This is a genomic window from Streptomyces griseobrunneus, from assembly GCF_046713465.1.
In the GTDB taxonomy this organism is placed as follows: Bacteria; Actinomycetota; Actinomycetes; order Streptomycetales; family Streptomycetaceae; genus Streptomyces; species Streptomyces microflavus.
Genome location: NZ_CP177080.1, coordinates 2,264,765 through 2,287,011, shown reverse-complemented (window position 1 = coordinate 2,287,011; position 22,247 = coordinate 2,264,765). Strand labels below are relative to the sequence as shown.

The 22,247-nt window shown below is 71.9% G+C and carries 13 protein-coding genes and 1 pseudogene; 7 read left to right on the top strand and 7 right to left on the bottom strand.

The genetic code is table 11. The annotated features are described in order from the left end of the window. Nucleotides 1-25 precede the first annotated feature (25 nt). The 3 genes from ACK8N7_RS09945 to ACK8N7_RS09935 all read right to left on the bottom strand — a co-directional run bounded on the left by ACK8N7_RS09945 (nt 26) and on the right by ACK8N7_RS09935 (nt 5,412). Nucleotides 26-1,447, bottom strand: a complete 1,422-nt coding sequence (locus ACK8N7_RS09945; RefSeq protein ID WP_403209924.1) for a maltokinase N-terminal cap-like domain-containing protein — start codon at nt 1,445-1,447, stop codon at nt 26-28. A 231-nt stretch (nt 1,448-1,678) separates the two neighbouring features. Further along, nucleotides 1,679-3,385, bottom strand: coding sequence for a maltose alpha-D-glucosyltransferase (gene treS, locus ACK8N7_RS09940; RefSeq protein WP_015611444.1), 1,707 nt, complete (start codon nt 3,383-3,385; stop codon nt 1,679-1,681). Then, nucleotides 3,382-5,412: an alpha-1,4-glucan--maltose-1-phosphate maltosyltransferase gene (locus ACK8N7_RS09935; RefSeq protein ID WP_403209926.1), complete on the bottom strand. Its 2,031-nt coding sequence runs from the start codon at nt 5,410-5,412 to the stop codon at nt 3,382-3,384. The genes treS and ACK8N7_RS09935 overlap by 4 nt, the downstream gene beginning before the upstream one ends. A gap of 681 nt (nt 5,413-6,093) precedes the next feature. Between ACK8N7_RS09935 and glgP the strand changes: the two genes are divergently transcribed. Next, the gene (gene glgP, locus ACK8N7_RS09930) at nt 6,094-8,766 is read left to right on the top strand and encodes an alpha-glucan family phosphorylase (protein ID WP_500441933.1); all 2,673 of its coding nucleotides are present in this window, start codon (nt 6,094-6,096) and stop codon (nt 8,764-8,766) included. Between the two features lie 225 nt (nt 8,767-8,991). Continuing rightward, nucleotides 8,992-10,212, top strand: a complete 1,221-nt coding sequence (locus tag ACK8N7_RS09925) for an alginate lyase family protein (protein WP_500441932.1) — start codon at nt 8,992-8,994, stop codon at nt 10,210-10,212. A 102-nt stretch (nt 10,213-10,314) separates the two neighbouring features. Here ACK8N7_RS09925 and ACK8N7_RS09920 read toward each other — a convergent pair whose 3' ends face one another. Together ACK8N7_RS09920 and ACK8N7_RS09915 are read right to left on the bottom strand one after the other, a co-directional pair. Then, on the bottom strand, nt 10,315-12,357 hold the full coding sequence (locus ACK8N7_RS09920; RefSeq protein WP_403209932.1) for a M4 family metallopeptidase: 2,043 nt from the start codon (nt 12,355-12,357) through the stop codon (nt 10,315-10,317). Nucleotides 12,358-12,751: 394 nt separating this feature from the next. Next, nucleotides 12,752-13,342: a TetR/AcrR family transcriptional regulator gene (locus ACK8N7_RS09915; protein ID WP_403209934.1), complete on the bottom strand. Its 591-nt coding sequence runs from the start codon at nt 13,340-13,342 to the stop codon at nt 12,752-12,754. A gap of 121 nt (nt 13,343-13,463) precedes the next feature. Between ACK8N7_RS09915 and ACK8N7_RS09910 the strand changes: the two genes are divergently transcribed. After that, nucleotides 13,464-14,552, top strand: coding sequence for an FAD-dependent oxidoreductase (locus ACK8N7_RS09910; RefSeq protein ID WP_403209936.1), 1,089 nt, complete (start codon nt 13,464-13,466; stop codon nt 14,550-14,552). Nucleotides 14,553-14,631: 79 nt separating this feature from the next. Here the strand turns inward: ACK8N7_RS09910 and ACK8N7_RS09905 are convergent, their stop codons facing one another. Then, on the bottom strand, nt 14,632-16,515 hold the full coding sequence (locus tag ACK8N7_RS09905) for an ABC transporter ATP-binding protein (protein WP_500441929.1): 1,884 nt from the start codon (nt 16,513-16,515) through the stop codon (nt 14,632-14,634). Continuing rightward, nucleotides 16,512-18,353 (bottom strand): ABC transporter ATP-binding protein, encoded by a 1,842-nt coding sequence (locus ACK8N7_RS09900; protein WP_403209939.1) that lies wholly within the window; start codon nt 18,351-18,353, stop codon nt 16,512-16,514. The genes ACK8N7_RS09905 and ACK8N7_RS09900 overlap by 4 nt, the downstream gene beginning before the upstream one ends. A 173-nt stretch (nt 18,354-18,526) precedes the next feature. Here ACK8N7_RS09900 and ACK8N7_RS09895 point away from each other — a divergent pair, with 173 nt between their 5' ends. The 4 genes and pseudogenes from ACK8N7_RS09895 to ACK8N7_RS09880 all read left to right on the top strand — a co-directional run bounded on the left by ACK8N7_RS09895 (nt 18,527) and on the right by ACK8N7_RS09880 (nt 22,244). Then, on the top strand, nt 18,527-19,444 hold the full coding sequence (locus tag ACK8N7_RS09895) for an ABC transporter ATP-binding protein (protein ID WP_403209941.1): 918 nt from the start codon (nt 18,527-18,529) through the stop codon (nt 19,442-19,444). Between the two features lies 1 nt (nt 19,445). After that, nucleotides 19,446-20,246, top strand: coding sequence for an ABC transporter permease (locus tag ACK8N7_RS09890; protein WP_403209943.1), 801 nt, complete (start codon nt 19,446-19,448; stop codon nt 20,244-20,246). 59 nt (nt 20,247-20,305) lie between these two features. Continuing rightward, a pseudogene (locus ACK8N7_RS09885) lies at nt 20,306-21,570 on the top strand (sensor histidine kinase). Nucleotides 21,571-21,593: 23 nt separating this feature from the next. After that, a complete protein-coding gene (locus ACK8N7_RS09880) occupies nt 21,594-22,244 on the top strand; it encodes a response regulator (protein WP_500441926.1) in 651 nt (216 codons plus the stop codon). The last annotated feature ends 3 nt before the right edge of the window (nt 22,245-22,247 follow it).

Genomic DNA, 22,247 nt, shown 5'->3' with positions numbered 1-22,247 from the left:
GGTGGAGGGGAGGTGCGGGGGAGGCTCAGGCCGCGGCGGACTGGGCCAGTCGCTGGATGGCGGCCATCGGGACCGGCAGCCAGTCGGGGCGGTGCCGGGCCTCGTACACCACCTCGTACACCGCCTTGTCGGTCTCGTGGGCGCGCAGCAGCTCCGGTTCGCCGCGCGGATCGGTGCCCGAGGCGAGCGCGTACCCCTCGCAGAAGGCGGCACGGCAGCGGGCCGCCCACTCGGGGTTCCACGGGCGGTGCGAGCGGGCCGCGTAGTCGAAGGAGCGCAGCATGCCCGCCACATCGCGCACCGGGGGTGCCGGGCGGCGGCGCTCGTCCAGCGGGCGGGCCGGTTCGCCCTCGAAGTCGATCAGCGACCAGAAGCCGTCGGGGGAACGGAGCGCCTGGCCGAGGTGGAGATCGCCGTGCACCCGCTGCTGCGCCCAGCCGCCGCCCCGGTGGCCGAGCGCCGTGACGGCATCGAACGCGGTGCGCAGCGCGGGGACGTACGGGGTGAGGGCCGGTACCGCCTGTGCGGCGGCCTCCAGACGCTGGGTCATCTGGCCGATCAGCTGCCGGGTCTGGGTCCCGTGCAGCGCCGGGGTGGGCAGGGCCGCGGCGAGCGCGGTGTGCACCTCGGCGGTGGCCCGGCCCAGCGCCCGCGCCTCGGGGACGAAGTCGCGGCCCGCCGTGAGCGCGGTGAGGGCGAGCTGCCAGCCGTCCCGGGCGCCGTGCAGGAACGGCTGGAGCACACCGAGGGTGAGTGGTTCGGGGCCTGGGGCCTCGAACCAGGCGACCGGGGCGGGCACCCGTTCGCACCCCTCGCGGGCCAGGGCGAGCGGCAGCTCCAGATCCGGGTTGGTGCCCGGGAAGACCCGGCGGAAGATCTTGAGGATGTACGCATCGCCGTAGACGAGCGAGGAGTTGGACTGTTCGGCGTCCAGCATCCGGGGCGGCAGCCCGGCCGGGATCGTGGCGGTCCGCTCGAAACGGAGGGAGCCGAGGGTGCCCGGGCGGCGGAATCGTTCCAGCAGCAGCTCGGCCAGGCGGGGATCGTGCAGCGCGTCGTAGACGGTCCGCCCGGCCAGCGGGCCGCGCTCCACCCGGCCGATCAGCGCTCCGGCGAGCGTGGTCGGCAGGGAGGTCCGTACGCCGATGAGGATCTGGTAGCAGTCGTCCGCCGCGCGGGCCGGCGGCGACGGCTGCTGGGCCCGGACCAGCAGATGGAGCAGGCCCGGCCCCGCGGTGCCGTCCAGCGGCAGCATCTCGGTGGCCGACACCAGGGAGAACCCGGTGACCGGCCGCCCCTTGCCGGCGAACCACCGCTGCCGGGGCAGCCATTCATGGAGCAGCGGGGCGAGGGACGGCAGCAGGGCTCCGTCCACCGTACTGCTTGGGGTTGCGCTGTTCCTCGTGCTCTTCGCCAGGGCGACGTGAGTGGATGCAGCCTCCGACATGGCATCGCGTCCTTTCCCCGGGCACACCACAGGATGCGAAGAGTGTCCCGGATTGCGGCAATGGCTGTCCGGCTGTGCGGGACGTGTCGGGAGAGGAAGGTCCGTACGGACTCGAACGGCGGAACGGTGAAGGCCGAAGGCGACGGAACCGTAAAGGCCCCAGGCCTTTCGTTTCGCTCAGAGTGCCCCGTGCGGGACGGCGGAAACCGCCCCGCACGGGATGGCGCCGGATCAGGCCGGCGGCGCGTCCTTGCGCAGCCGGAACCAGTAGAAGCCGTGTCCCGCCAGTGTCAGCAGGTAGGGCCACTGACCGATGGCCGGGAAGCGTACCCCGCCGATCAATTCCACCGGATGACGTCCGTTGAACGATCGCAGGTCGAGTTCCGTGGGCTGCGCGAACCGCGAGAAGTTGTGCACGCACAGGACGAGGTCGTCCTTGTACTCGCGGGTGAACGCCAGCACCGCCGGGTTGGACGACGGCAGCTCGGTGTACTCGCCGAGCCCGAAGGCCGGATTCTGCTTGCGGATCTCGATCATCCGCCGCGTCCAGTGCAGCAGCGAGGACGGTGAGGCCATCGACGCCTCGACGTTGGTGACCTGGTAGCCGTAGACCGGGTCCATGATCGTGGGGAGGTAGAGCCGCCCCGGGTCGCTGGAGGAGAAGCCGGCGTTGCGGTCGGGCGTCCACTGCATCGGGGTGCGGACCGCGTCCCGGTCGCCCAGCCAGATGTTGTCGCCCATCCCGATCTCGTCCCCGTAGTAGAGGATCGGGGAGCCGGGCAGCGACAGCAGCAGCGCGGTGAACAGCTCGATCTGGTTGCGGTCGTTGTCCAGCAGCGGGGCCAGACGGCGGCGGATGCCGATGTTGGCGCGCATCCGCGGGTCCTTGGCGTACTCCGCGTACATGTAGTCGCGCTCTTCGTCCGTGACCATTTCGAGGGTCAGCTCGTCGTGGTTGCGCAGGAAGATGCCCCACTGGCAGTTCTTCGGGATCGCCGGGGTCTTCGCCAGGATTTCCGAGACCGGGTAGCGGCTCTCGCGGCGCACCGCCATGAAGATCCGCGGCATCACGGGGAAGTGGAACGCCATGTGGCACTCGTCCCCGCCCGCCTCGTAGTCGCCGAAGTAGTCGACGACGTCCTCCGGCCACTGGTTGGCCTCGGCGAGGAGCACGGTGTCCGGGTAGTTGGCGTCGATCTCCTTGCGGACCCGCTTGAGGAAGTGGTGGGTCTCGGGGAGGTTCTCGCAGTTGGTGCCCTCGCGCTGGTAGAGGTAGGGCACCGCGTCGACCCGGAAGCCGTCGATGCCCAGGTCCAGCCAGAAGCGCAGGGCGGCCATGATCTCTTCCTGCACGGCCGGGTTCTCGTAGTTGAGGTCCGGCTGGTGCGAGAAGAAGCGGTGCCAGTAGTACTGCTTGCGGACCGGGTCGAAGGTCCAGTTGGACGTCTCGGTGTCGACGAAGATGATCCGGGCGTCCTGGAACTGCTTGTCGTCGTCCGCCCAGACGTAGTAGTCGCCGTACGGCCCGTCGGGGTCGGTGCGGGACTGCTGGAACCACTCGTGCTGATCGCTCGTGTGGTTCATGACGAAGTCGATGATGACGCGCATGCCCCGCTGGTGCGAGGCGTCCACGAACTCCACGAAGTCGGCGAGATCGCCGAACTCCGGCAGCACGGCGGTGTAGTCGGAGACGTCGTAGCCGCCGTCGCGCAGCGGGGACTTGAAGAACGGCGGCAGCCAGAGGCAGTCGACACCGAGCCACTGGAGATAGTCCAGCTTGGCGGTGATGCCCTTGAGGTCGCCGATTCCGTCGCCGTTGGAGTCCTGGAAGGACCGGACGAGCACCTCGTAGAAGACGGCGCGTTTGAACCAGTCGGGATCGCGGTCCTTGGCGGGAGTGTCCTCGAACGTGTCGTGGACAGGCTCATTGACGATCATGGTGTGGGTGACCCTCCGGTCGGCGGGGACGGTCGCAGGACGGCGATGTGCGCGGGCGTGATGCCCGGCTCGAGGCGCACATAGAAGGCCCTGCCCCAGTGATAGGTATCGCCGGTGAGCTCGTCGCGCACCGGTACGCGCTCGTGCCCCTGGAGGCCGAGCCGCTCCATGTCCAACGAGACCGTGGCCTCCTGGGTGTGGTGAGGGTCGAGGTTCACGACCACCAGAACGGTGTTCGGGCCGGAACGCTTGCTGTAGACGATCAGCGACTCGTTGTCGGCGTGGTGGAAGTGGACGTCACGCAGCTGCTGGAGCGCGGGGTTACGTCGTCGGATCCGGTTCAGCGAGGTGATCAGGGGCGTCAGGGTGCGGCCCTCGCGCTCCGCCGACTCCCAGTCCCTCGGGCGCAGTTCGTACTTCTCCGAGTGCAGGTACTCCTCGCTCCCCGGCTTGGCCGGGGTGTTCTCGCACAGCTCGAATCCCGCGTAGACGCCCCAGGACGGGGAGAGGGTGGCGGCGAGCACGGCGCGGGCCTCGAAGGCCGGGCGGCCGCCGTGCTGGAGGTAGCCGGGGAGGATGTCCGGGGTGTTCACGAAGAAGTTGGGCCGCATGTAGGAGGCGGCATCGCCGGACAGCTCCGTGACGTACTCGGTCAGCTCCTGCTTGGTGTTCCGCCAGGTGAAGTACGTGTACGACTGCTGGAACCCGACCGCGCCCAGGGTGTGCATCATCGCCGGGCGGGTGAACGCCTCCGCCAGGAAGATGACGTCGGGGTCCGTGCCGTTGATGTCGGCGATGACCTTCTCCCAGAAGACCACCGGCTTGGTGTGCGGGTTGTCGACCCGGAAGATGCGTACCCCGTGGTCCATCCAGAAGCGCAGGATGCGTACCGTCTCCGCCACCAGACCGCGCATGTCCTTGTCGAAGGCGATCGGATAGATGTCCTGGTACTTCTTCGGCGGGTTCTCGGCGTACGCGATCGAGCCGTCGGGGCGGTGGTGGAACCAGTCCGGGTGGTCCTTGACCCAGGGGTGGTCCGGGGAGCACTGGAGTGCGAAGTCCAGCGCGATCTCCATCCGCAGATTGCGGGCCACCGACACGAAGTGGTCGAAGTCCTCCAGCGTCCCCAGCTCCGGGTGGACCGCGTCGTGCCCGCCGTCCGGCGAACCGATCGCCCACGGCACCCCCGGATCGTGCTCACCGGGCGTCAGACTGTTGTTCGGCCCCTTGCGGTGGGTGGTCCCGATGGGGTGGATCGGGGGCAGGTACACCACATCGAACCCCATGGCGGCGACCGCGGGCAGCCGCTCGGCGGCGGTCCGGAAGGTGCCGCTGACCAGCCGGGTCTCCGCGGCCGGCGAGGTGCCGGACGGGTTGTCGGAGGCGTCCGCCGGCTCCCGCCGCGCACCCTCCGAGCGCGGGAACAGCTCGTACCACGACCCGTAGAGCGCCCGCTCGCGCTCTACGCGCACCGCCAGCGGCTTGGACCGGGTGACCAGTTCGCGCAGCGGGTGCCGGGCGAGGACCGACTCGGCGGCCGGGGTCAGGGCGGCGGCCAGCCGGGCGGCCGGCCGGTGGGCGGTGTCGCGCAGCGCGTCCACCGCGGCGAGCACCGCCTCACGCCCGTTCTTCTTCGGCACGCCGGCGGCGGCCCGCTCCAGCAGGGCGGCGCCCTCGGCCAGCACCAGATCGGTGTCGATGCCCGCCGGGATCTTGATCGCCGCGTGGTGGCGCCAGGTGGCGAGCGGATCGCTCCACGCCTCCACCGTGTACGTCCAGCGGCCCTCGGACCGCGGGGTGATCTCGGCACCCCACCGGTCCGTGCCGGGGGCCAGCTCGCGCATCGGGGTCCACGGTCCGACCCGTCCGCTCGGATCGCGCAGGACGACGTTGGCCGCCACCGCGTCATGGCCTTCGCGGAAGACGGTGGCGGTGACCTGGAAGGTCTCACCGGCAACGGCCTTCGCCGGCCGTCTGCCGCAGTCGACGAGAGGACGGACGTCCAGGACGGGAATACGACCGATCATGGAATCACCTGGGGGCTGGAGGAGCTCGGTGTGCACGGGTGACGGCACGGACGCGGAGGACCGACCGCGCGTGCCGCGAAGATGGGGATCTGTCCTTTGTAGCTGCTCAGCTGTCTGCTGACGGGCTGTGGGCATGGCCGCTCCTGTCCGCGTTCACTCGAATGGCACTCGAATGGGTGGGTCGCGGGGGTTTCGTGCATGTTTCGGATGCACCGGGAGGGTGTGCGGCCCGGTCGGGCTGCGTACCGGGAAAGCCTTCCCCACGTTCGTTCACGGGAAATCCGGCGCTGTGTTAACTACTCGGTCGTAGCCGGTCGGTCAGGTCCGTTGGCGCCCGGCGCGCGCCCCGGTGGGCGTACAGAGCCCGCGGCACCCTCACAGGTTCCGGATACCCGCTATGCGGCGCCACACGGCAGCCTTCCCTGTGACAGGAAGGTCCACAAGGCTGCGTACGGGAAGGAAATCGGCCAAACCCGCAGGTGAAGCGTGGGGTGGGAGAGGGCGGGCGGTACGCGTGGTGCTCCTGTGGGGAGGCGCGCGCGGGCCGCTCCCGGACCCTGTGAGCCGTCCGCGCGCCGTGGTCCCGGGCCACGGACGGCCGCTACCGTCGAGGGTGACGGAAGGGGCGCACACCGTGGTGCGTCCGCTCGGATGCGCAAGTCCCCTGTAAAGGTGGAATACGTGAAGGCCATTCGTCGATTCACCGTGCGTCCTGTCCTCCCCGAACCCCTCCGACCTCTCCACGACCTCGCGCTCAACCTGCGCTGGTCGTGGCACACCGAGACCCGCGAGCTCTTCCGGTCCGCCGACCCCGAGGGCTGGCGGCCCGCGGACGCCGACCCCGTACGTCTGCTCGGCTCCCTCACCGCCGGGCGCCTGGCCGAACTGGGCCGGGACGAGGAGTACCTGGGCCGCCTGGCCGAGGCCTCCGCCGACCTGAAGGAGTATCTGGACGGCCCCCGCTGGTACCAGGAACAGCAGGCGGCCGGCGCGGAACTGCCCTCCGCCGTCGCCTACTTCTCACCCGAGTTCGGCGTCACCGCCGCACTGCCCCAGTACAGCGGGGGTCTCGGCATCCTGGCCGGCGACCACCTCAAGGCCGCCAGCGACCTGGGCGTCCCGCTCATCGGCGTCGGCCTGCTCTACCGGCACGGCTACTTCCGCCAGAGCCTCTCCCGCGAGGGCTGGCAGCAGGAGCACTATCCTGTCCTCGACCCCAACGAACTCCCGCTCGACCTGGTCCGCGAGACCGACGGCACCCCCGCCCGGGTGGTGCTCGCCCTGCCCGGTGGGCGCTCGCTGCACGCCTGCATCTGGCTGGCCCGGGTCGGCCGCGTCCCGCTCCTCCTGCTCGACTCCGACGTCGAGGAGAACGCGCCGGGCGAGCGCGATGTCACCGACCGGCTGTACGGCGGCGGCAGCGACCACCGGCTCCTCCAGGAGATGCTGCTCGGCATCGGCGGGGTGCGCGCGGTGCGCACCTGGTGCCGGCTCACCCGGACCCCGGAGCCGGAGGTGTTCCACACCAACGAGGGCCACGCCGGCTTCCTCGGCCTGGAGCGCATCCGGGAACTGGCCGCCGACGGGCTCGACTTCGACGCGGCCCTCGAAGTGGTCCGGGCCGGGACCGTCTTCACCACCCACACCCCGGTGCCCGCCGGGATAGACCGTTTCGACCGGCAGCTGATCGCCCGCCACTTCGGCGACGACGGCGAGCTGAGCGGCGTACCCGTGGAGAAGATCCTGCCGCTGGGCCGGGAGACCTACCCCGGCGGCGAGCCCGAGCTGTTCAACATGGCGGTGATGGGCCTGCGGCTCGCCCAGCGCGCCAACGGCGTCTCCACCCTGCACGGGGCCGTCAGCCGGGAGATGTTCTCCGGGCTGTGGCCGGGCTTCGACCCCGCCGACGTGCCGATCACCTCCATCACCAACGGGGTGCACGCACCGACCTGGGTCGCCCCCGAGGTGTTCCGGCTCGGTGCCGGACAGGTCGGCACCGGCCGCGCCCACCAGGTCCTGGCGGGCGGACCGGTGGCGGACGAGACCACCGAGCAGCAGTCCGGCACCCCGCGCCGCTGGGACGCGGTGAGCGGGATCGCCGACCAGGAGATCTGGGAGCTGCGCCGGGAGCTGCGCGGACAGCTGGTCACCGAGGTCCGCCGCCGCCTGTACGCCTCCTGGCGCCGGCGCGGCGCGGGCACCGCCGAGCTCGGCTGGATCGACGGCGTCCTCGACCCGGACGTCCTGACCATCGGCTTCGCCCGCCGGGTCCCCTCGTACAAGCGGCTCACCCTGATGCTGCGCGACCGCGACCGGCTGCGGGAGCTCCTCCTGCACCCGACGCGCCCGATCCAGATCGTGGTCGCGGGCAAGGCGCACCCCGCCGACGACGGCGGCAAGCGGCTGATCCAGGAACTGGTGCGGTTCGCGGACGACCCGCGGGTGCGCCACCGCATCGTCTTCCTGCCGGACTACGGCATGGGCATGGCGCAGAAGCTCTACCCGGGCTGCGACGTCTGGCTCAACAACCCGCTGCGCCCGCTGGAGGCGTGCGGCACGAGCGGGATGAAGGCGGCGCTCAACGGCTGCCTCAACCTCTCCGTCCGCGACGGCTGGTGGGACGAGTGGTTCGAGCCGGACTTCGGCTGGGAGATCCCCACCGCCGACGGCTCGGCGGTCGACGAGGAACGGCGCGACGAGCTGGAGTCCAACGCCCTGTACGCCCTGATCGAGGACCGGGTCGCCCCGCGCTTCTACGACCGGGGCGCCACGGAGCTGCCGGACCGGTGGATCGAGATGGTCCGCTCGACCCTGGTCAACCTGGGGCCGAAGGTGCTCGCGGGGCGGATGGTGCGCGAGTACGTGGAACGTCTCTACGCCCCCGCCGCGCACTCCCGGCGGGCGCTCGGCCCGGCGGTGGCGCGGGACCTCGCGCAGTGGAAGGCGAAGGTCCGGGCGGCGTGGCCGGAAGTCTCCGTCGACCATGTCGAGTCGGTCACCGACACCGTGGCGGGCGGCTCGGCCGAGCTGGGGGCGACCCTGTCCCTCCGGGTGCGGATCGCCCTCGGGGGCCTGGACCCGGACGATGTCGAGGTTCAGGTCGTCGCCGGGCGGGTGGACTCCGCCGACGCCATCGCGGACGCCCAGGTCTTCCCGCTGAAACCGGCGGGCGGCCACGACCTGGAGGACCGCTGGCTGTACGAGGGCCCGCTCGCCCTGGACCGGACGGGGCCGTACGGATACACCGTGCGCGTCCTGCCCTCGCACGGACTGCTTGCCTCCGGGGCCGAGTTGGGCCTGGTCGCGGTGCCGAACGAGGCGACGGGGGAGGGTGCGGGCGTGCTGATGCGCTGAGGACGTCCAGGTGAGGGCCCGGTGCCGCGATGCGCGGTGCCGGGCCCTTCGGCTGCGGGAGGGCTCTGTGTTCGTGCAGTGAACACAGAGCCTTGACGTGTCCATGGGATGGCTTTACGTTCCTCACACATCACCGGGTTCACCATGCGGCCCCATGTTCATGTACGTGAACTCCTTTGTCGGGCAGGGCCGTTGAACCACCACCGCACCGGAAGGCACCCCCACATGCGTACCGGCACCATCCCCCGCGTACTCGGCATCGCCGCCGGCCTGGCCGCGCTGCTCACCACGGCCCTCGCCGCCCCCGCCCTGGCGGAGCGGGCCCCGGCCGCCGCACCCGCTCCCGCCGCGGCGGCCGCCCCGGCCGCCTTCACCCACCCCGGCGTCCTCGTCAGCCGCCCCCAGCTGGACTTCGTCCGGGGCAGGGTGCAGGCGGGCGCCCAGCCCTGGAAGGGCGCGTACGACCAGATGATGGGGAGCAAGTACGCCTCCCTGTCCCGGACCGCCAAGCCCCGCGCGATCGTCGAGTGCGGCTCGTACTCCAACCCCAACAACGGCTGCACCGACGAGCGCGAGGACGCGATCGCCGCGTACACGCTCTCGCTGGCCTGGTACATCACCCAGGACAGCCGGTACGCGCAGAAGGCGATCCAGATCATGGACGCCTGGTCGGCCGTGATCCGGGACCACACCAACAGCAACGCGCCGCTCCAGACCGGCTGGGCCGGCTCCTCCTGGCCGCGGGCCGCCGAGATCATCAAGTACACATACAGCAGCTGGCCCGACTCCGGGCGCTTCTCCACCATGCTGCGCAACGTCTACCTGCCGAAGGTCACCAACGGCTCCCACTCCAACGGCAACTGGGAGCTGTCGATGACCGAGGCGGCGATCGGCATCTCGGTCTTCCTGGAGGACCGGGCCGCCTACGACAAGGCCGTCTCCAAGTTCCGCGGGCGGGTCCCCGCGTACATCTATGTGACCGCCGACGGCGCCCTGCCGAAGGTCGCCCCCGGCAGCGGGCTCGACACCCGGGCGAAAGTCATCAACTACTGGCAGGGTCAGTCCACCTTCATGGACGGGCTCTCCCAGGAGACCTGCCGCGACCTGACCCACACCGGTTACGGCATCTCGGCCATCGCGCACATCGCGGAGACCAGCCGGATCCAGGGCCAGGACCTCTACCCGGAGGTCGCCGACCGGCTGCGGCACGCGCTGGGGCTGCACGCCAAGCACCAGCTGGGGACGCCCGTCCCGTCCTCGCTCTGCGGCGGCTCGCTGAAGGACAGCCTCGGTCCCATCACCGAGGTCGGGTTCAACGCCCTTTCCAACCGGCTCGGTTACGCGATGACCAACACGCAGACGCTGACCGAGCGGCAGCGCCCGGCCGGGACCAACAACCTTTTCGTGGCCTGGGAGACCCTGACCCACGCGAACAACCCCGCCTGATCGAACGGTGGTTGTGCACGCCGAACGGCCCGGCAGGGGAGCAGAACCCCTGCCGGGCCGTTCGGTCATACGGTGGTGCGGTGTTGCAGCGATCCCGTGGGGTCAGAAGGTGAGCTTGAAGCTGTTGATGCGGCCGGTGTCCTGGCGCGCGACATCCTGGACCCTCAGACTCCACTGGCCGTTGGCCACCTCGGACGAGGCGTTGACCGTGTAGGTCGCCACCACGTTGTCCGCGGAGTCGCCGGAGGAGGAGTTCTTCAGCCGGTAGGCGGTGCCGTCCGGGGCCAGCAGGTCGATGACCAGGTCACCGCGCCAGGTGTGCGTGATGTTCACGTCCACCTTGAGGGCGCTGGGGGCGTTGCCGGTGATGCCGGTGACGTTGACCGCGCTGGTGACGGCCGCGCCCGCGTCCGGGATGTTCACGACGGTGTTGTTCTCGAAGACCTTGCCGCCCGGGTCGGGGTCGCCGCCGCCGGGACGGGCACCCACGTTGATGCCGGCCCAGGCGTGGGCCACGGCCGCGTACTCGGGGCTGGTGGCGCCGTACAGCTCACCGGCGACCGCGAGCGTGCCGGTGCGGGCAGCGGCGTAGTTGGTCGTCGAGGTGAACTTGGTGGTGAGCGCCTTGAACCAGATCAGCGATGCCTTGTCCCGGCCGATGCCGGTGACCGGCAGTCCGTCGGAGGTCGGGGAGTCGTAGCTGACCCCGTTGATCGTCTTGGTGCCGCTGCCCTCGGAGAGCAGGTAGTACCAGTGGTTGGCCGGGCCCGAGGAGTAGTGGACGTCGACGCCGCCGATGCCCGAGTACCAGTAGTCCTTGGAGCTGCCGTCCCGGCTGGGCTTGTCCATGTAACGCAGCGGGGTGCCGTTGCCGCGGATGTCGATCTTCTCGCCGACCAGGTAGTCACCCTGGTCCTGGGAGTTGTTCGCGTGGAACTCGACGGCGGCGGCGAAGATGTCGGACGTCGCCTCGTTGAGGCCGCCGGACTCACCGCTGTAGACGAGGCCCGCGGTGTTCGACGTGATGCCGTGCGTCATCTCGTGGGCGGCCACGTCGATGGAGGTCAGCGGCTTGGCGTTGCCCGCGCCGTCCCCGTACGTCATGCAGAAGCAGCTGTCCTGCCAGAACGCGTTGACGTAGTTGTTGCCGTAGTGGACGCGGGAGTACGCGCCGACGCCGTCCCCGCGGATGCCGCTGCGGCCGTGCACGTTCTTGAAGTAGTCCCAGGTGAGCGCGGCGCCGTAGTGGGCGTCGGCGCCGGCCGTCTCGGCGTTGCCCGGGGTGCCGTCGCCCCAGACGTCGTCCGAGCCGGAGAAGAGGGTCCCCGTGCCGGAGGTGCCCCGGTTCAGGTTGTTGGTCTTGTGGTTGCCGCGCGTGGTGTCGGTCAGCGTGTACGAGGGCGCGGTGCCCAGCGTCACCTGGCCGCTGTACTGGGTGTTGCCGGTCCCGTTGTGGACGGCCTGCCACTCGTACAGCTTCTCGCCGGAGGCCGCGTCGGTGATCACGTGGAGCTCGTTCGGGGTGCCGTCGTGCTGGAGTCCGCCGACGACCGTCTCGTACGCGAGCTGCGGGGAGCCGCCGCCCAGCCAGACGACCTTGCGCGGTGCCTTCTCCGCCTTCGTCGCCTTCGAGCCCTCGGTCTTCGCCGCTCCGAGCGCCTGCTTCTCGGCGGCGGCCGGGGCCACGTCGGCGTTGAGGCCGACGGACTTCAGCTGCGCGGTGGTCGCCTTCGACGCCTTGGTGACGCTGAGGGTCTTCCCGGCCGTGGTCTCCTGGACCACCAGGTCGCCGCCGAGGACGGGAAGCCCGTCGAGGGTGCGCTCGTAGCGGGTGTGCGTGGTGCCGTCCCGGTCCTGGGCGACATCACGGACGACGAGCTTCTCCGTGGCACCGAGCCCGAGCTCCTTGGCGGTGGCCGCCTTGGTGGCGTTGGCCTCGCTGAGGAGTTCGGCGCGCTGGGCGGGGGAGAGCTTGGCGGGGAGCGAACCCGGGTCCGCCTGGGTGCCGGCGGTGACCCCGCCGGCCGGGGCGGCCGAGGTCGGGGTGGCGGTGGCGGCGCCGGACTGCAGTCCGACGGCGATCATGGCTGCTGCGGCTATCAGAGCGCCGGTCGCGGTGGCGCGACGGCTGGGCGTGGATCTCACGCGGACTCCTTCTGCGAGGGGGGTTACCGGCGGCGCTGGATGAGCCGTCCGGGACGGTGCAGGCGGTGCGCAGAACGGGGTGAAGAGTGTCAGCAGATCCGTACGCCTGTCAGGAGCGCGTCAATAACTTGGCCGGAATTCGTTCGTTGCTGAAAAGGTCATGTTCGTTAAGCGGACGTTTCGCCGATCATTACCGGGGTGTTGCCGGGGTGTGCGAAGGCCCGTATTCACAGGGTGGGCACAGGTTCGGTGTCGAGGGGGCACATTCGAACGGCGGGTGCGGAAGCGGTTACAGCCCACCTGGTGAGACGGGGACGGGGTCTGGCCAGATCCCGCCAGCGGAACCGCGTCGTCCGTGAGTCGGGGCCGGGCGGGCCCGGTGGGTGAAGCCCCGTCAGGCCGGCGGGTCCGCCGGATAGACCGCGTCCAGGAGTCCCCGTACGAACCGGTCCGGGTCGTCCAGCCCCGCCGCCGCCAGGGTGCCGGGCCCGTCCGCCAGCAGGTGCGGGATCGCCGCGTGCAGCGCGAGGGTGACGGTGGCCGCCCGCTGCGGAGTGACGGGGAGTCCGGCGGAGCGCTGGGCCGCCTCGAAGCCCGCGAAGTCGCCGCTCGCCATCGGGTCGAGGAGGGCTGAGAGCCAGGGGCGCCGGGCCGCCTCCGCCTGGAGCTCCAGATAGGCGAGCAGCCTGGGGCGGCCGGGTCCGGCGACGTTCTCCAGGAGGGTGCGGAACAGGGCGGTCAGCCCCTCGCGGTCGGCCGGTCCCGGCCCGGCGGCGAGCTGGGCGGTGAGGTCGAGGTACTGCTCCAGGCACCGCTCGGCCACCGCCCGCAGGACCGCGTCCCGGGTCGGGAAGTAGTTCTTGGTGGTCCCGTCCGGCACCTCGGCCGCGCGGTCCACCGCCCGGTGGGTGAGGCCGCGCCCGCCCTCCTCGGCCAGTACGGCGATGGCCGCGTCGCGCAGCCGGTCGCGCCGGTCAGGATTCACGCGCGCCCCCTCCGTCCCGTACCGCTGCGGTCCACCCTCTTCCTTGCCGATGCTACCCCAGGCGTGGTACCACGGATGTGGTGGTTATTCGCACCGGCCGGACGAGCTTCGGGAGTGCGGCATGGCAGCGCGTGAGGGAACAGGGGCAGGGCCCGGGACGGCAACCGTCGTCGGGGCGGGCATCGGGGGCCTGGCGACCGCGATCGGGCTGCGCCGGGCGGGCTGGGCGGTGACCGTGCTGGAGCGCCGCACCGAACTGGAGCGGTACGGCGCCGCCTTCGGTATCCACCCCACCGCGCAGTCGGCGCTCGACCGGCTCGGCGTCGGGGAGGCCCTGCGCGACCACGCGGTGCCCTACCGCGCCGCCCGCATCCGCACCCCGGACGGCCGCACGCTGGCCCGCCTCCCGCTGGAGCGCATCGAGAAGAAGGCGGGCCGCCCCGAACTCCTCATCTCCCGGCCCTACTTGGTCGACGCCCTGCTCGCGGGCCTGGACGCCTTCGGGGACGTACAGATCAAGCTCGGGGAGACCGTCACCGAGGTGAGCGCCCTGACGGCCGCGCAGGACCTGGTGGTCGGCGCCGACGGCATCCGCAGCGCCGTACGCACCGCCCGCTTCGGCGACCGCAGCGGCCCGCGCCCGGTCGGCACCGTCGCCTGGATCGGCATCGCCGACTTCGAGAGCCCCGTCCACGGCGAGACCTGGGGCAGCGGCCGCTTCTTCGGGCTGACCCCGGTGGAGCCGGGCCGCACCAACTGGTACGCCACCGTCCCCGCCGCGACCACCGCCGACGAGTTGCGCGCCTCCTTCGCCGGCTGGCACGACCCGGTCCCGCGCATCCTGGACGCCACCGACCCGGACACCTGGATCCGCTACGAGATGCGCCACCTGTACCCGGCGCTGCCCACCTTCGTCTCCGCCGACCCCCCGGCGAACCCCGTCGCACTGGTCGGCGACGCGGCCCACGCCATGACCCCCAACCTCGGCCAGGGGGCCTGCACCGCGATCCTGGACGCGGACGCCCTGACCCGGGCGGTCACCGCCGCACCCCCGGGCCCCGCCGGCCTCAACACCGCGCTGCGCGCCTACGACTCCGAACGCCGCCGCAGCGCCCAGCGGACCGCCTTCGCCTCCCGGACCCTGCACCGCTTCATGTCCACGGAACGGACCCGGCTGCGGAACGGGGCGGTACGGCTGCTGCCGGGGTGAGGACGGGGTGAGGGTGTGCCACCGCCCGGCCCGGACGGTGGCACACCCCACGCCCTCTCCGTCGCCGCCGCCGCCTCCGTCAGACCAGGCTGTCCTTCCACGTCCGGTGCAGCCCCGCGAACCGCCCCGTACCGCCGATCAGTTCGGCAGGCGAGCCGTCCTCCACGATCCGGCCGCCCTCCATCACCAGCACCCGGTCCGCGATCTCCACGGTGGACAGCCGGTGGGCGATCACCACAGCGGTGCGGCCGTGCAGCACCGTGTCCATGGCGCGCTGCACCGCCCGCTCGCCGGGGATGTCCAGGGAGCTGGTCGCCTCGTCCAGGATCAGCACCGCCGGGTCCGCCAGCAGGGCGCGGGCGAAGGCGACCAGCTGGCGCTGGCCCGCGGAGATCCGGCCGCCCCGCTTGCGTACGTCCGTGTCGTACCCCTCGGGCAGCGCGGCGATGAAGTCGTGCGCGCCGATCGCCTTCGCCGCCCGCTCGATCTCGTCGGGGGTGGCGTCGGGGCGGCCGATCGCGATGTTCTCCGCGACCGTCCCGGAGAACAGGAACGCCTCCTGGGTCACCATCACCACGCCCTTGCGCAGCTCGGCCGTGGAGAGGTCCCGCAGGTCCACGCCGTCCAGCAGGACCCGGCCGTCGGTCGGGTCGTAGAAGCGGGCCAGCAGCTTGGCCAGGGTCGACTTGCCCGCGCCCGTCGAGCCGACGACCGCCACCGTCCCGCCCGCCGGGATGCGCAGGTCGAAGGAGGGCAGCACCTCGCCGCCCGTACGGTAGGCGAACCGCACCCCGTCGAAGACGACCTCCCGGCCCGGGTGGCCGCCGGAGCGGGCGGGCAGCTCCTTCGGGTCCGCCGCCACCGGGACCGTCGGGGCCTGGGCCAGCAGGCCCGCGATCTTCTCCAGCGAGGCCGCCGCCGACTGGTAGGAGTTGAGGAACATCCCGAGCCGGTCGATCGGGTCGTAGAGCCTGCGCAGATAGAGCACCGCCGCGGCCAGCACCCCGAGCGCCAGCGTCCCGTCGGCCACCCGGTAGGCGCCCCACAGGACCATCCCGGCCACCGCCGTGTTGGCGACCAGGCGGGAGCCGATGACATAGCGGGCCATCTCCAGGAGCGCGTCACCGTTGCGCCGCTCGTGCACATGGTTGAGCGAGCCGAACGCGGCGTCGTTGGACCGCTCCCGGCGGAACGCCTGGACCGGCCGGATGCCGTTCATGGTCTCCGCGAACTTGACGATCACCGACGCGATCGCCGTCGACCGCGCCCCGTACACGACGGCCGCCCGCCGCCGGTAGAGCCGTACCAGCAGATACAGCGGTACGAAGGAGAGCGTCGCGATCGCCCCGATGCCGAAGTCCAGCCAGAGCAGGACCAGCGAGATCGACACGAACGAGAGGACCACGTTGATCAGTTCCTGGAGCCCCTCGCTCAGCAGCTCCTGCAACGACTCGACGTCCGTGGTGGAGCGGGAGATCAGCCGCCCCGAGGTGTAGCGCTCGTGGAAGTCCACGCTGAGCGCCTGGGCGTGCCGGAAGATGCGGCCGCGCAGGTCCAGCAGCGCGTCCTGGTTGATCCGCGCGGAGCCCCGGATGAACGCGTACTGGAGCATCCCCGCGCCCAGGGAACAGAGCGCGTAGCCGATGGCGACCGCGATCAGGGGCCCGTAGTCGTGGTCCCGGAACGCCGGGACCCCGCTGTCGATCGCGTACGCCACCAGCAGCGGCCCCGCCTGCACCGCCGCCTGCTGGACCACCAGCAGCAGTGCGGCCACCGCCACCCGGCCGCGCATCGGCCTGAGCAGGGAGAGGAGGAGCGCCCCGGTCGCGCCGCGCGGTGCGGGCAGGTCGTCCTGGTCGAAGGGGTCGCCGGCCACCTCCGGTGCGGGTGCGACCTTGCCGGGCTCCGGCCCGTCGTCGTCACCGGAAGCGGTGCGCGCGGCGTCGTCGGTGGTCGTGGTCATCGGGTGCCCTCCTCGACGGGTACCTGCTGGGCGGGGGCGGGGGCCTCGGTGGTCAGCGGGTCAGGGCCGCCGCCCGGCTCGGCCCCCGACATCAGCCACGCGTACTCCGTGTTCGACCGCAGCAGCTCCTGATGCGTGCCCACCGCCGTGATCCGGCCCTCCGACAGCAGCGCCACCCGGTCCGCGAGCATCACGGTCGAGGGGCGGTGTGCCACCACCACCGCCGTGGTCTCCTCCAGCACCTGCCGCAGCGCCGCCTCCACCAGCGTCTCCGTGTGCACGTCGAGCGCCGAGAGCGGGTCGTCCAGCACCAGGAAGCGCGGTCCGCCCACCACCGCACGGGCCAGGGCCAGGCGTTGGCGCTGGCCGCCGGAGAGGCTCAGCCCCTGCTCCCCGACCTCCGTGTCCAGGCCCTGCGGCAGCCGGTGCACGAAGTCGGCCTGTGCCACCGCGAGCGCCCGCCGCACCTGCTCCTCGTCCGCGTCCTCGGCGCCCATCCGCACGTTCTCGCCGACCGTCGCCGAGAACAGCGTCGGCTCCTCGAACGCCACCGACACCAGCTCTCGCAGCCGCGAACGCTCCATCGTGGCGATGTCCTCGCCGTCCAGCGTGATCCGCCCGCCGGTCACCTCGTGCAGGCGGGGGACCAGCGCGGTGAGCGTCGTCTTGCCGGAGCCCGTACCGCCCACCAGGGCCATCGTCTCGCCGGGCCGCACATGCAGGTCGATCCGGGCCAGGACGGGCGGGGAGCCCGGCTCCGCGTCCGGGTAGCGGAACTCCACACCCTCGAACACCATCCCGGCGGGCGCGTCCGGCGCGTCCTCACGGGCGGCGGCCACCCCGTGCTCCTCCGCCACGTCCATCACCTCGAAGAACCGGTCGGTCGCGGTCGCCGACTCCTGGCTCATCGCCAGCAGGAACCCGATCGACTCCACCGGCCACCGCAGCGCGAGAGCCGTCGAGAGGAAGGCGACCAGGGTGCCCGCCGACAGCGAGCCGTCCGCCACCTGGATCGTGCCGAGGATCAGCGCCGCCCCGATCGCCAGCTCCGGGATGGCGGTGATGAGCGCCCAGATCCCGGCGAGCAGCCGGGCCTTGCCCAGCTCCGTGGCGCGCAGCCGCTGCGAGAGCGCCCGGAAGGCCAGCGCCTGGCTGCGGTGGCGGCCGAAGCCCTTGACGATCCGGATGCCGAGCACGCTCTCCTCGACGACCGTGGTCAGATCACCGACCTGGTCCTGGGCCTTCCGGGCCACCAGCGAGTACTTCGTCTCGAACACCGAGCACAGGACGATCAGCGGCACCGCGGGCGCCAGCAGCACCAGTCCGAGCGACCAGTCCTGGGCGAACAGGATGACGAAACCGACCAGGATCGTCGCCGCGTTGACGACCAGGAAGGTCAGCGGGAACGCCAGGAACATCCGCAGCAGCATCAGGTCCGTCGTACCGCGCGACAGCAGCTGGCCCGAGGGCCAGCGGTCGTGGAAGGCCACCGGCAGCCGTTGCAGATGGCGGTAGAGGTCCGCCCGCATCGACGCCTCGACCCCGGCCAGCGGCCGCGCCACCAGCCACCGCCGGAAACCGAACAGCACGGCCTCCGCGATGCCGAGCAGCAGCAGATACAGCGCGCCCAGCCAGACGCCGCCCGGGTCCCGGTCGGCGACGGGCCCGTCCACCATCCACTTCAGGATCAGCGGGATCACGAGCGACAGACAGGACGCCAGGATCGCCACGAAGGCGGCGGTGAACAGGCGGAGCCGTACCGGGCGGACATAGGGCCACAGACGCAGGAGGGAGCGCACGGCGGACCGGTCCGTGCGCTCTGCAGGCTTTTCGGGCATCAGGGCCGACTGTACGTTTCACCACTGACATCGGTCCTCCCAATTTCCGGCCGGGACCGGACCGGGCCCAGCCGCGGGCCCCGGTCGTACCCCCGGGTCAACCGATCGGCCGATGGGACGTCGGGCGTGATGACGGATACCGCCCGCCCCCGCCCGCCGGAACCCTGGTGGGCATGGCAATCATCGAAGTCGACGCGGTGCGCAAGACCTACGCGGGCCGCCATGTGGTCGACGGCGTCTCCTTCTCCGTCGACGAGGGCGAGATCTTCGGCATCCTCGGACCCAACGGGGCCGGCAAGACCACCACCGTCGAATGCGTGGAGGGCCTGCGCATCCCCGACGCGGGCACCGTCAAGGTCGCCGGGCTCGACCCCGTCGCCGACCACGACCGGGTGACGCGGCTGCTCGGCGCCCAGCTCCAGGAGAGCGAGCTCCAGGCCAAACTGACCGTACGGGAGGCGCTGGAGCTGTACAGCGCGTTCTACCCGGCCCCCGTCGACTGGCGCCCGCTCGCCGCCCGGCTCGGCCTCGACGAGAAGCTCACCACGGGCTTCGCCAAGCTCTCCGGGGGCCAGAAGCAGCGCCTGTTCATCGCGCTCGCCCTGATCGGCGACCCGAAGGTCGTCGTCCTCGACGAGCTGACCACCGGCCTGGACCCGCGCGCCCGCCGCGACACCTGGAAGCTCATCGAGGAGATCCGCGACGGCGGGGTGACCGTCCTGCTCGTCACCCACTTCATGGAGGAGGCCCAGCGCCTCTGCGACCGGATCGCCGTCATCGACCGGGGCAAGGTCGTCGCCCTGGACACCCCGGCCGGACTGATCCGGCGGGCCACCGGCTCCACCGTCATCTCCTTCGTGCCCTCCCGGACACTGACCGGCCCCGACCTCACCCGCCTCACCGCGCTTCCCGGCGTCGCGTCCGTGACCCCGCCCGACCGCGAGGGGACGCTCACGCTGCACGGCACCGACGACACGGTCACCCCGTTCGTCGCCCTGCTCGCCGAACTCGGCGTCACCGCCCGGCGGCTGCGCATCACCGAGACCAGCCTCGACGAAGCCTTCCTCGACCTCACCGGACAGGACGCCTGACATGCAGACCGGGACCACCACCGCACCGGCCACCACCCCGGGGCCCCGCCCAGCCCGGCGACGCTCTCCCGCGGCCGCCGTCCTGATCGCCGAGACCCGGCTCTTCCTCCGCGAACCGGGCAGTCTGTTCTGGGTCTTCGCCTTCCCCTCCGTCCTCCTGGTGATCCTCGGCTTCGTGCCCGCCTTCAAGGAGGCGCAGGACGACCTCGGCGGACGGCGCGTCATCGACCTGTACGTCCCCATCTCGATCCTGCTCGCCATGATCACGGCGGGGGTCCAGGCGATGCCGCCGGTCCTCACCGCCTACCGCGAGCGCGGCATCCTGCGCCGGATGTCCGCCACCCCGGTGCGGCCGTCCGCCCTGCTCGCCGCCCAGATCCTGCTGCACGGCGCGGCCTGCCTCGGCTCCGCGCTCCTCGTCACCGTCGTCGGCCGGACCGCCTACGGGGTCCCGCTGCCCGGACACCTCCCCGGCTATCTGCTTGCGCTGCTGCTCTCCGTCGCCGCCGCGCTGACCCTGGGCGCCACGATCTGCGCGCTGTCCCGGACGGCGAAGGCGGCCACCGCGGTCGGCTCGGTCGCCTACCTGGTGATGATGTTCACCGCCGGGGTCTGGCTGCCCGTCCAGGCGATGCCCGACATCCTGCGCCGCATCGTGGAGATCACCCCGTTCGGGGCCGCCTCCCAGGCTCTGGAGCAGGCCGCGTCCGGGAGCCGGCCGGACTTGATCCACCTCGGGATCCTCACCCTGTGGACCGTCGTCACGGGCATCGCCGCGAGCCGTATGTTCCGGTGGCAGTGAGTGTGGGCGGAGCGGAGGCGGCCGTGGTGGACAGGGTGCGGCCGGGGGAGACTGCCCGCATGACGTCCTCGCCCCGCCGCACCCCCTACGTGCCGGGACCGGCGACCCCCGTCACGGCCGAGCAGCGCTGGGAGCAGTTCCACCGGTACGGGCCCTACGCCGTCCTCACCCTCGCCACCCTCGTCGGGGCCGTCGCCGCCGACCTGATCATGACCCGCACCGAGATGTACGCGGCCGGGGCCCTGACCCTCGCGGCGTACGGGCTCCAGGTCTGGTGGGGCCGGGCCCGCCCGCGTACCGCTCCGGGAGCCCCGGCCGGGGTGGCCTACTACACCGCGAGGACCGCCCTCGCCTTCGCCCTGTCCTGGCTCAACCCGTTCTTCGCGATCTACGCGGCGCTCAGCTACTTCGACGTCGAACCCCTGCTGCCCAAGCGCTTCGTCCGCGCCGGGCTGCTCACCACCGCCGTCACCCTGGCCGGTTCGCAGAGCGGCGGCCTGCCGCCCCCCTCCCTGATGAACTGGGTCGCCTTCGCCGTGCTGTACGTCGTCAACGTCACCCTCGCCCTCTTCTTCTGGCAGGTCGGCCTGCGGGAGGAGGAGAAGGCCCGCGTCCAGGCCGCGACCATCGCCGAGCTGGAGCGCACCAACCTCCGGCTGGAAGCGGCCATGGCGGAGAACGCGGCCCTGCACGCCCAGCTCCTCGTCCAGGCCCGTGAGGCCGGTGTCGACGACGAGCGGCGCCGGCTCGCCGCCGAGATCCACGACACCCTCGCCCAGGGCCTCACCGGGATCATCGCCCAGCTCCAGGTCGTCACCTCCGTCACGGACCGCGATCCGCAGACCGCCCGCGTCCACCTGGAGAGGGCCGCCGCGCTCGCCCGCCACAGCCTCGGCGAGGCCCGCCGCTCCGTCCACAACCTGGCCCCCGTCGCCCTGGAGCACGACGAGCTGACCGGCGCCCTGGAGAAGACGGTCGCCACCTGGGCCGAACAGCACCGCGTACGGGCCGACTTCACCGTCACCGGCACCGCCGAACCCGTCCACGACGAGGTCGCCGCCACCCTCCTGCGCATCGCGGGCGAGGCCCTGGCCAACGCGGGGCGGCACGCCGGGGCCTCGACGACGAACTGACCCTGGATGTACGGGACGACGGCCGCGGCTTCGACCCCGCGGCGGCCACCCCGGCCGGCCGCACCGGCGGATTCGGCCTCGGTGGCATGCGGGCCCGCGCGGAACGCATCGCGGGCACGGTCGAGGTGGAGTCGGAACCGGGCGGCGGCACGGCGGTCTCGGCCCGGGTCCCCCTGGTCAGGCAGGCGTGACCGGCCGTACGGTGGCCCTTGCCATGACCGAGAACCCCGCCCGCACCATCACCCTGGTCCTCGCCGACGACCACCCCGTCGTCCGGGACGGGCTGCGCGGCATGTTCACCGCCGAACCCGGCTTCGAGGTCCTCGGCGAGGCGGCCGACGGTGTCGACGCCCTCGCCATCACCGAACGCCTGGACCCCGACGTCGTCCTGATGGACCTGCGGATGCCCGGCGGCGGGGGAGTGGCCGCCATCGCCGAGCTGACCCGGCGCGGGGCCCGTTCCCAGGTCCTGGTGCTGACCACGTACGACACCGACTCCGACACCCTCCCCGCGATCGAGGCGGGCGCCACCGGCTATCTGCTCAAGGACGCCCCGCGCGAGGAACTGTTCGCCGCCGTCCGGGCCGCCGCCGACGGGCGCAGCGTCCTGTCGCCCGCCGTCGCCTCCCGGCTGATGACCCGGGTCCGCGCCCCCGCCGCCCCCGCCGACGCGTCGCTCTCGGCCCGGGAGCGCGAGGTGCTGGTGCTGGTGGCGCGGGGGACCACCAACCGGGAGATCGCCGCCGAACTCTTCATCAGCGAGGCAACCGTGAAGACCCACCTCACCCACATCTTCGCCAAGCTCGGCGCCAAGGACCGGGCCGCGGCCGTCGCCGTCGGCTACGACCGGGGCATCCTCGGCTGATTC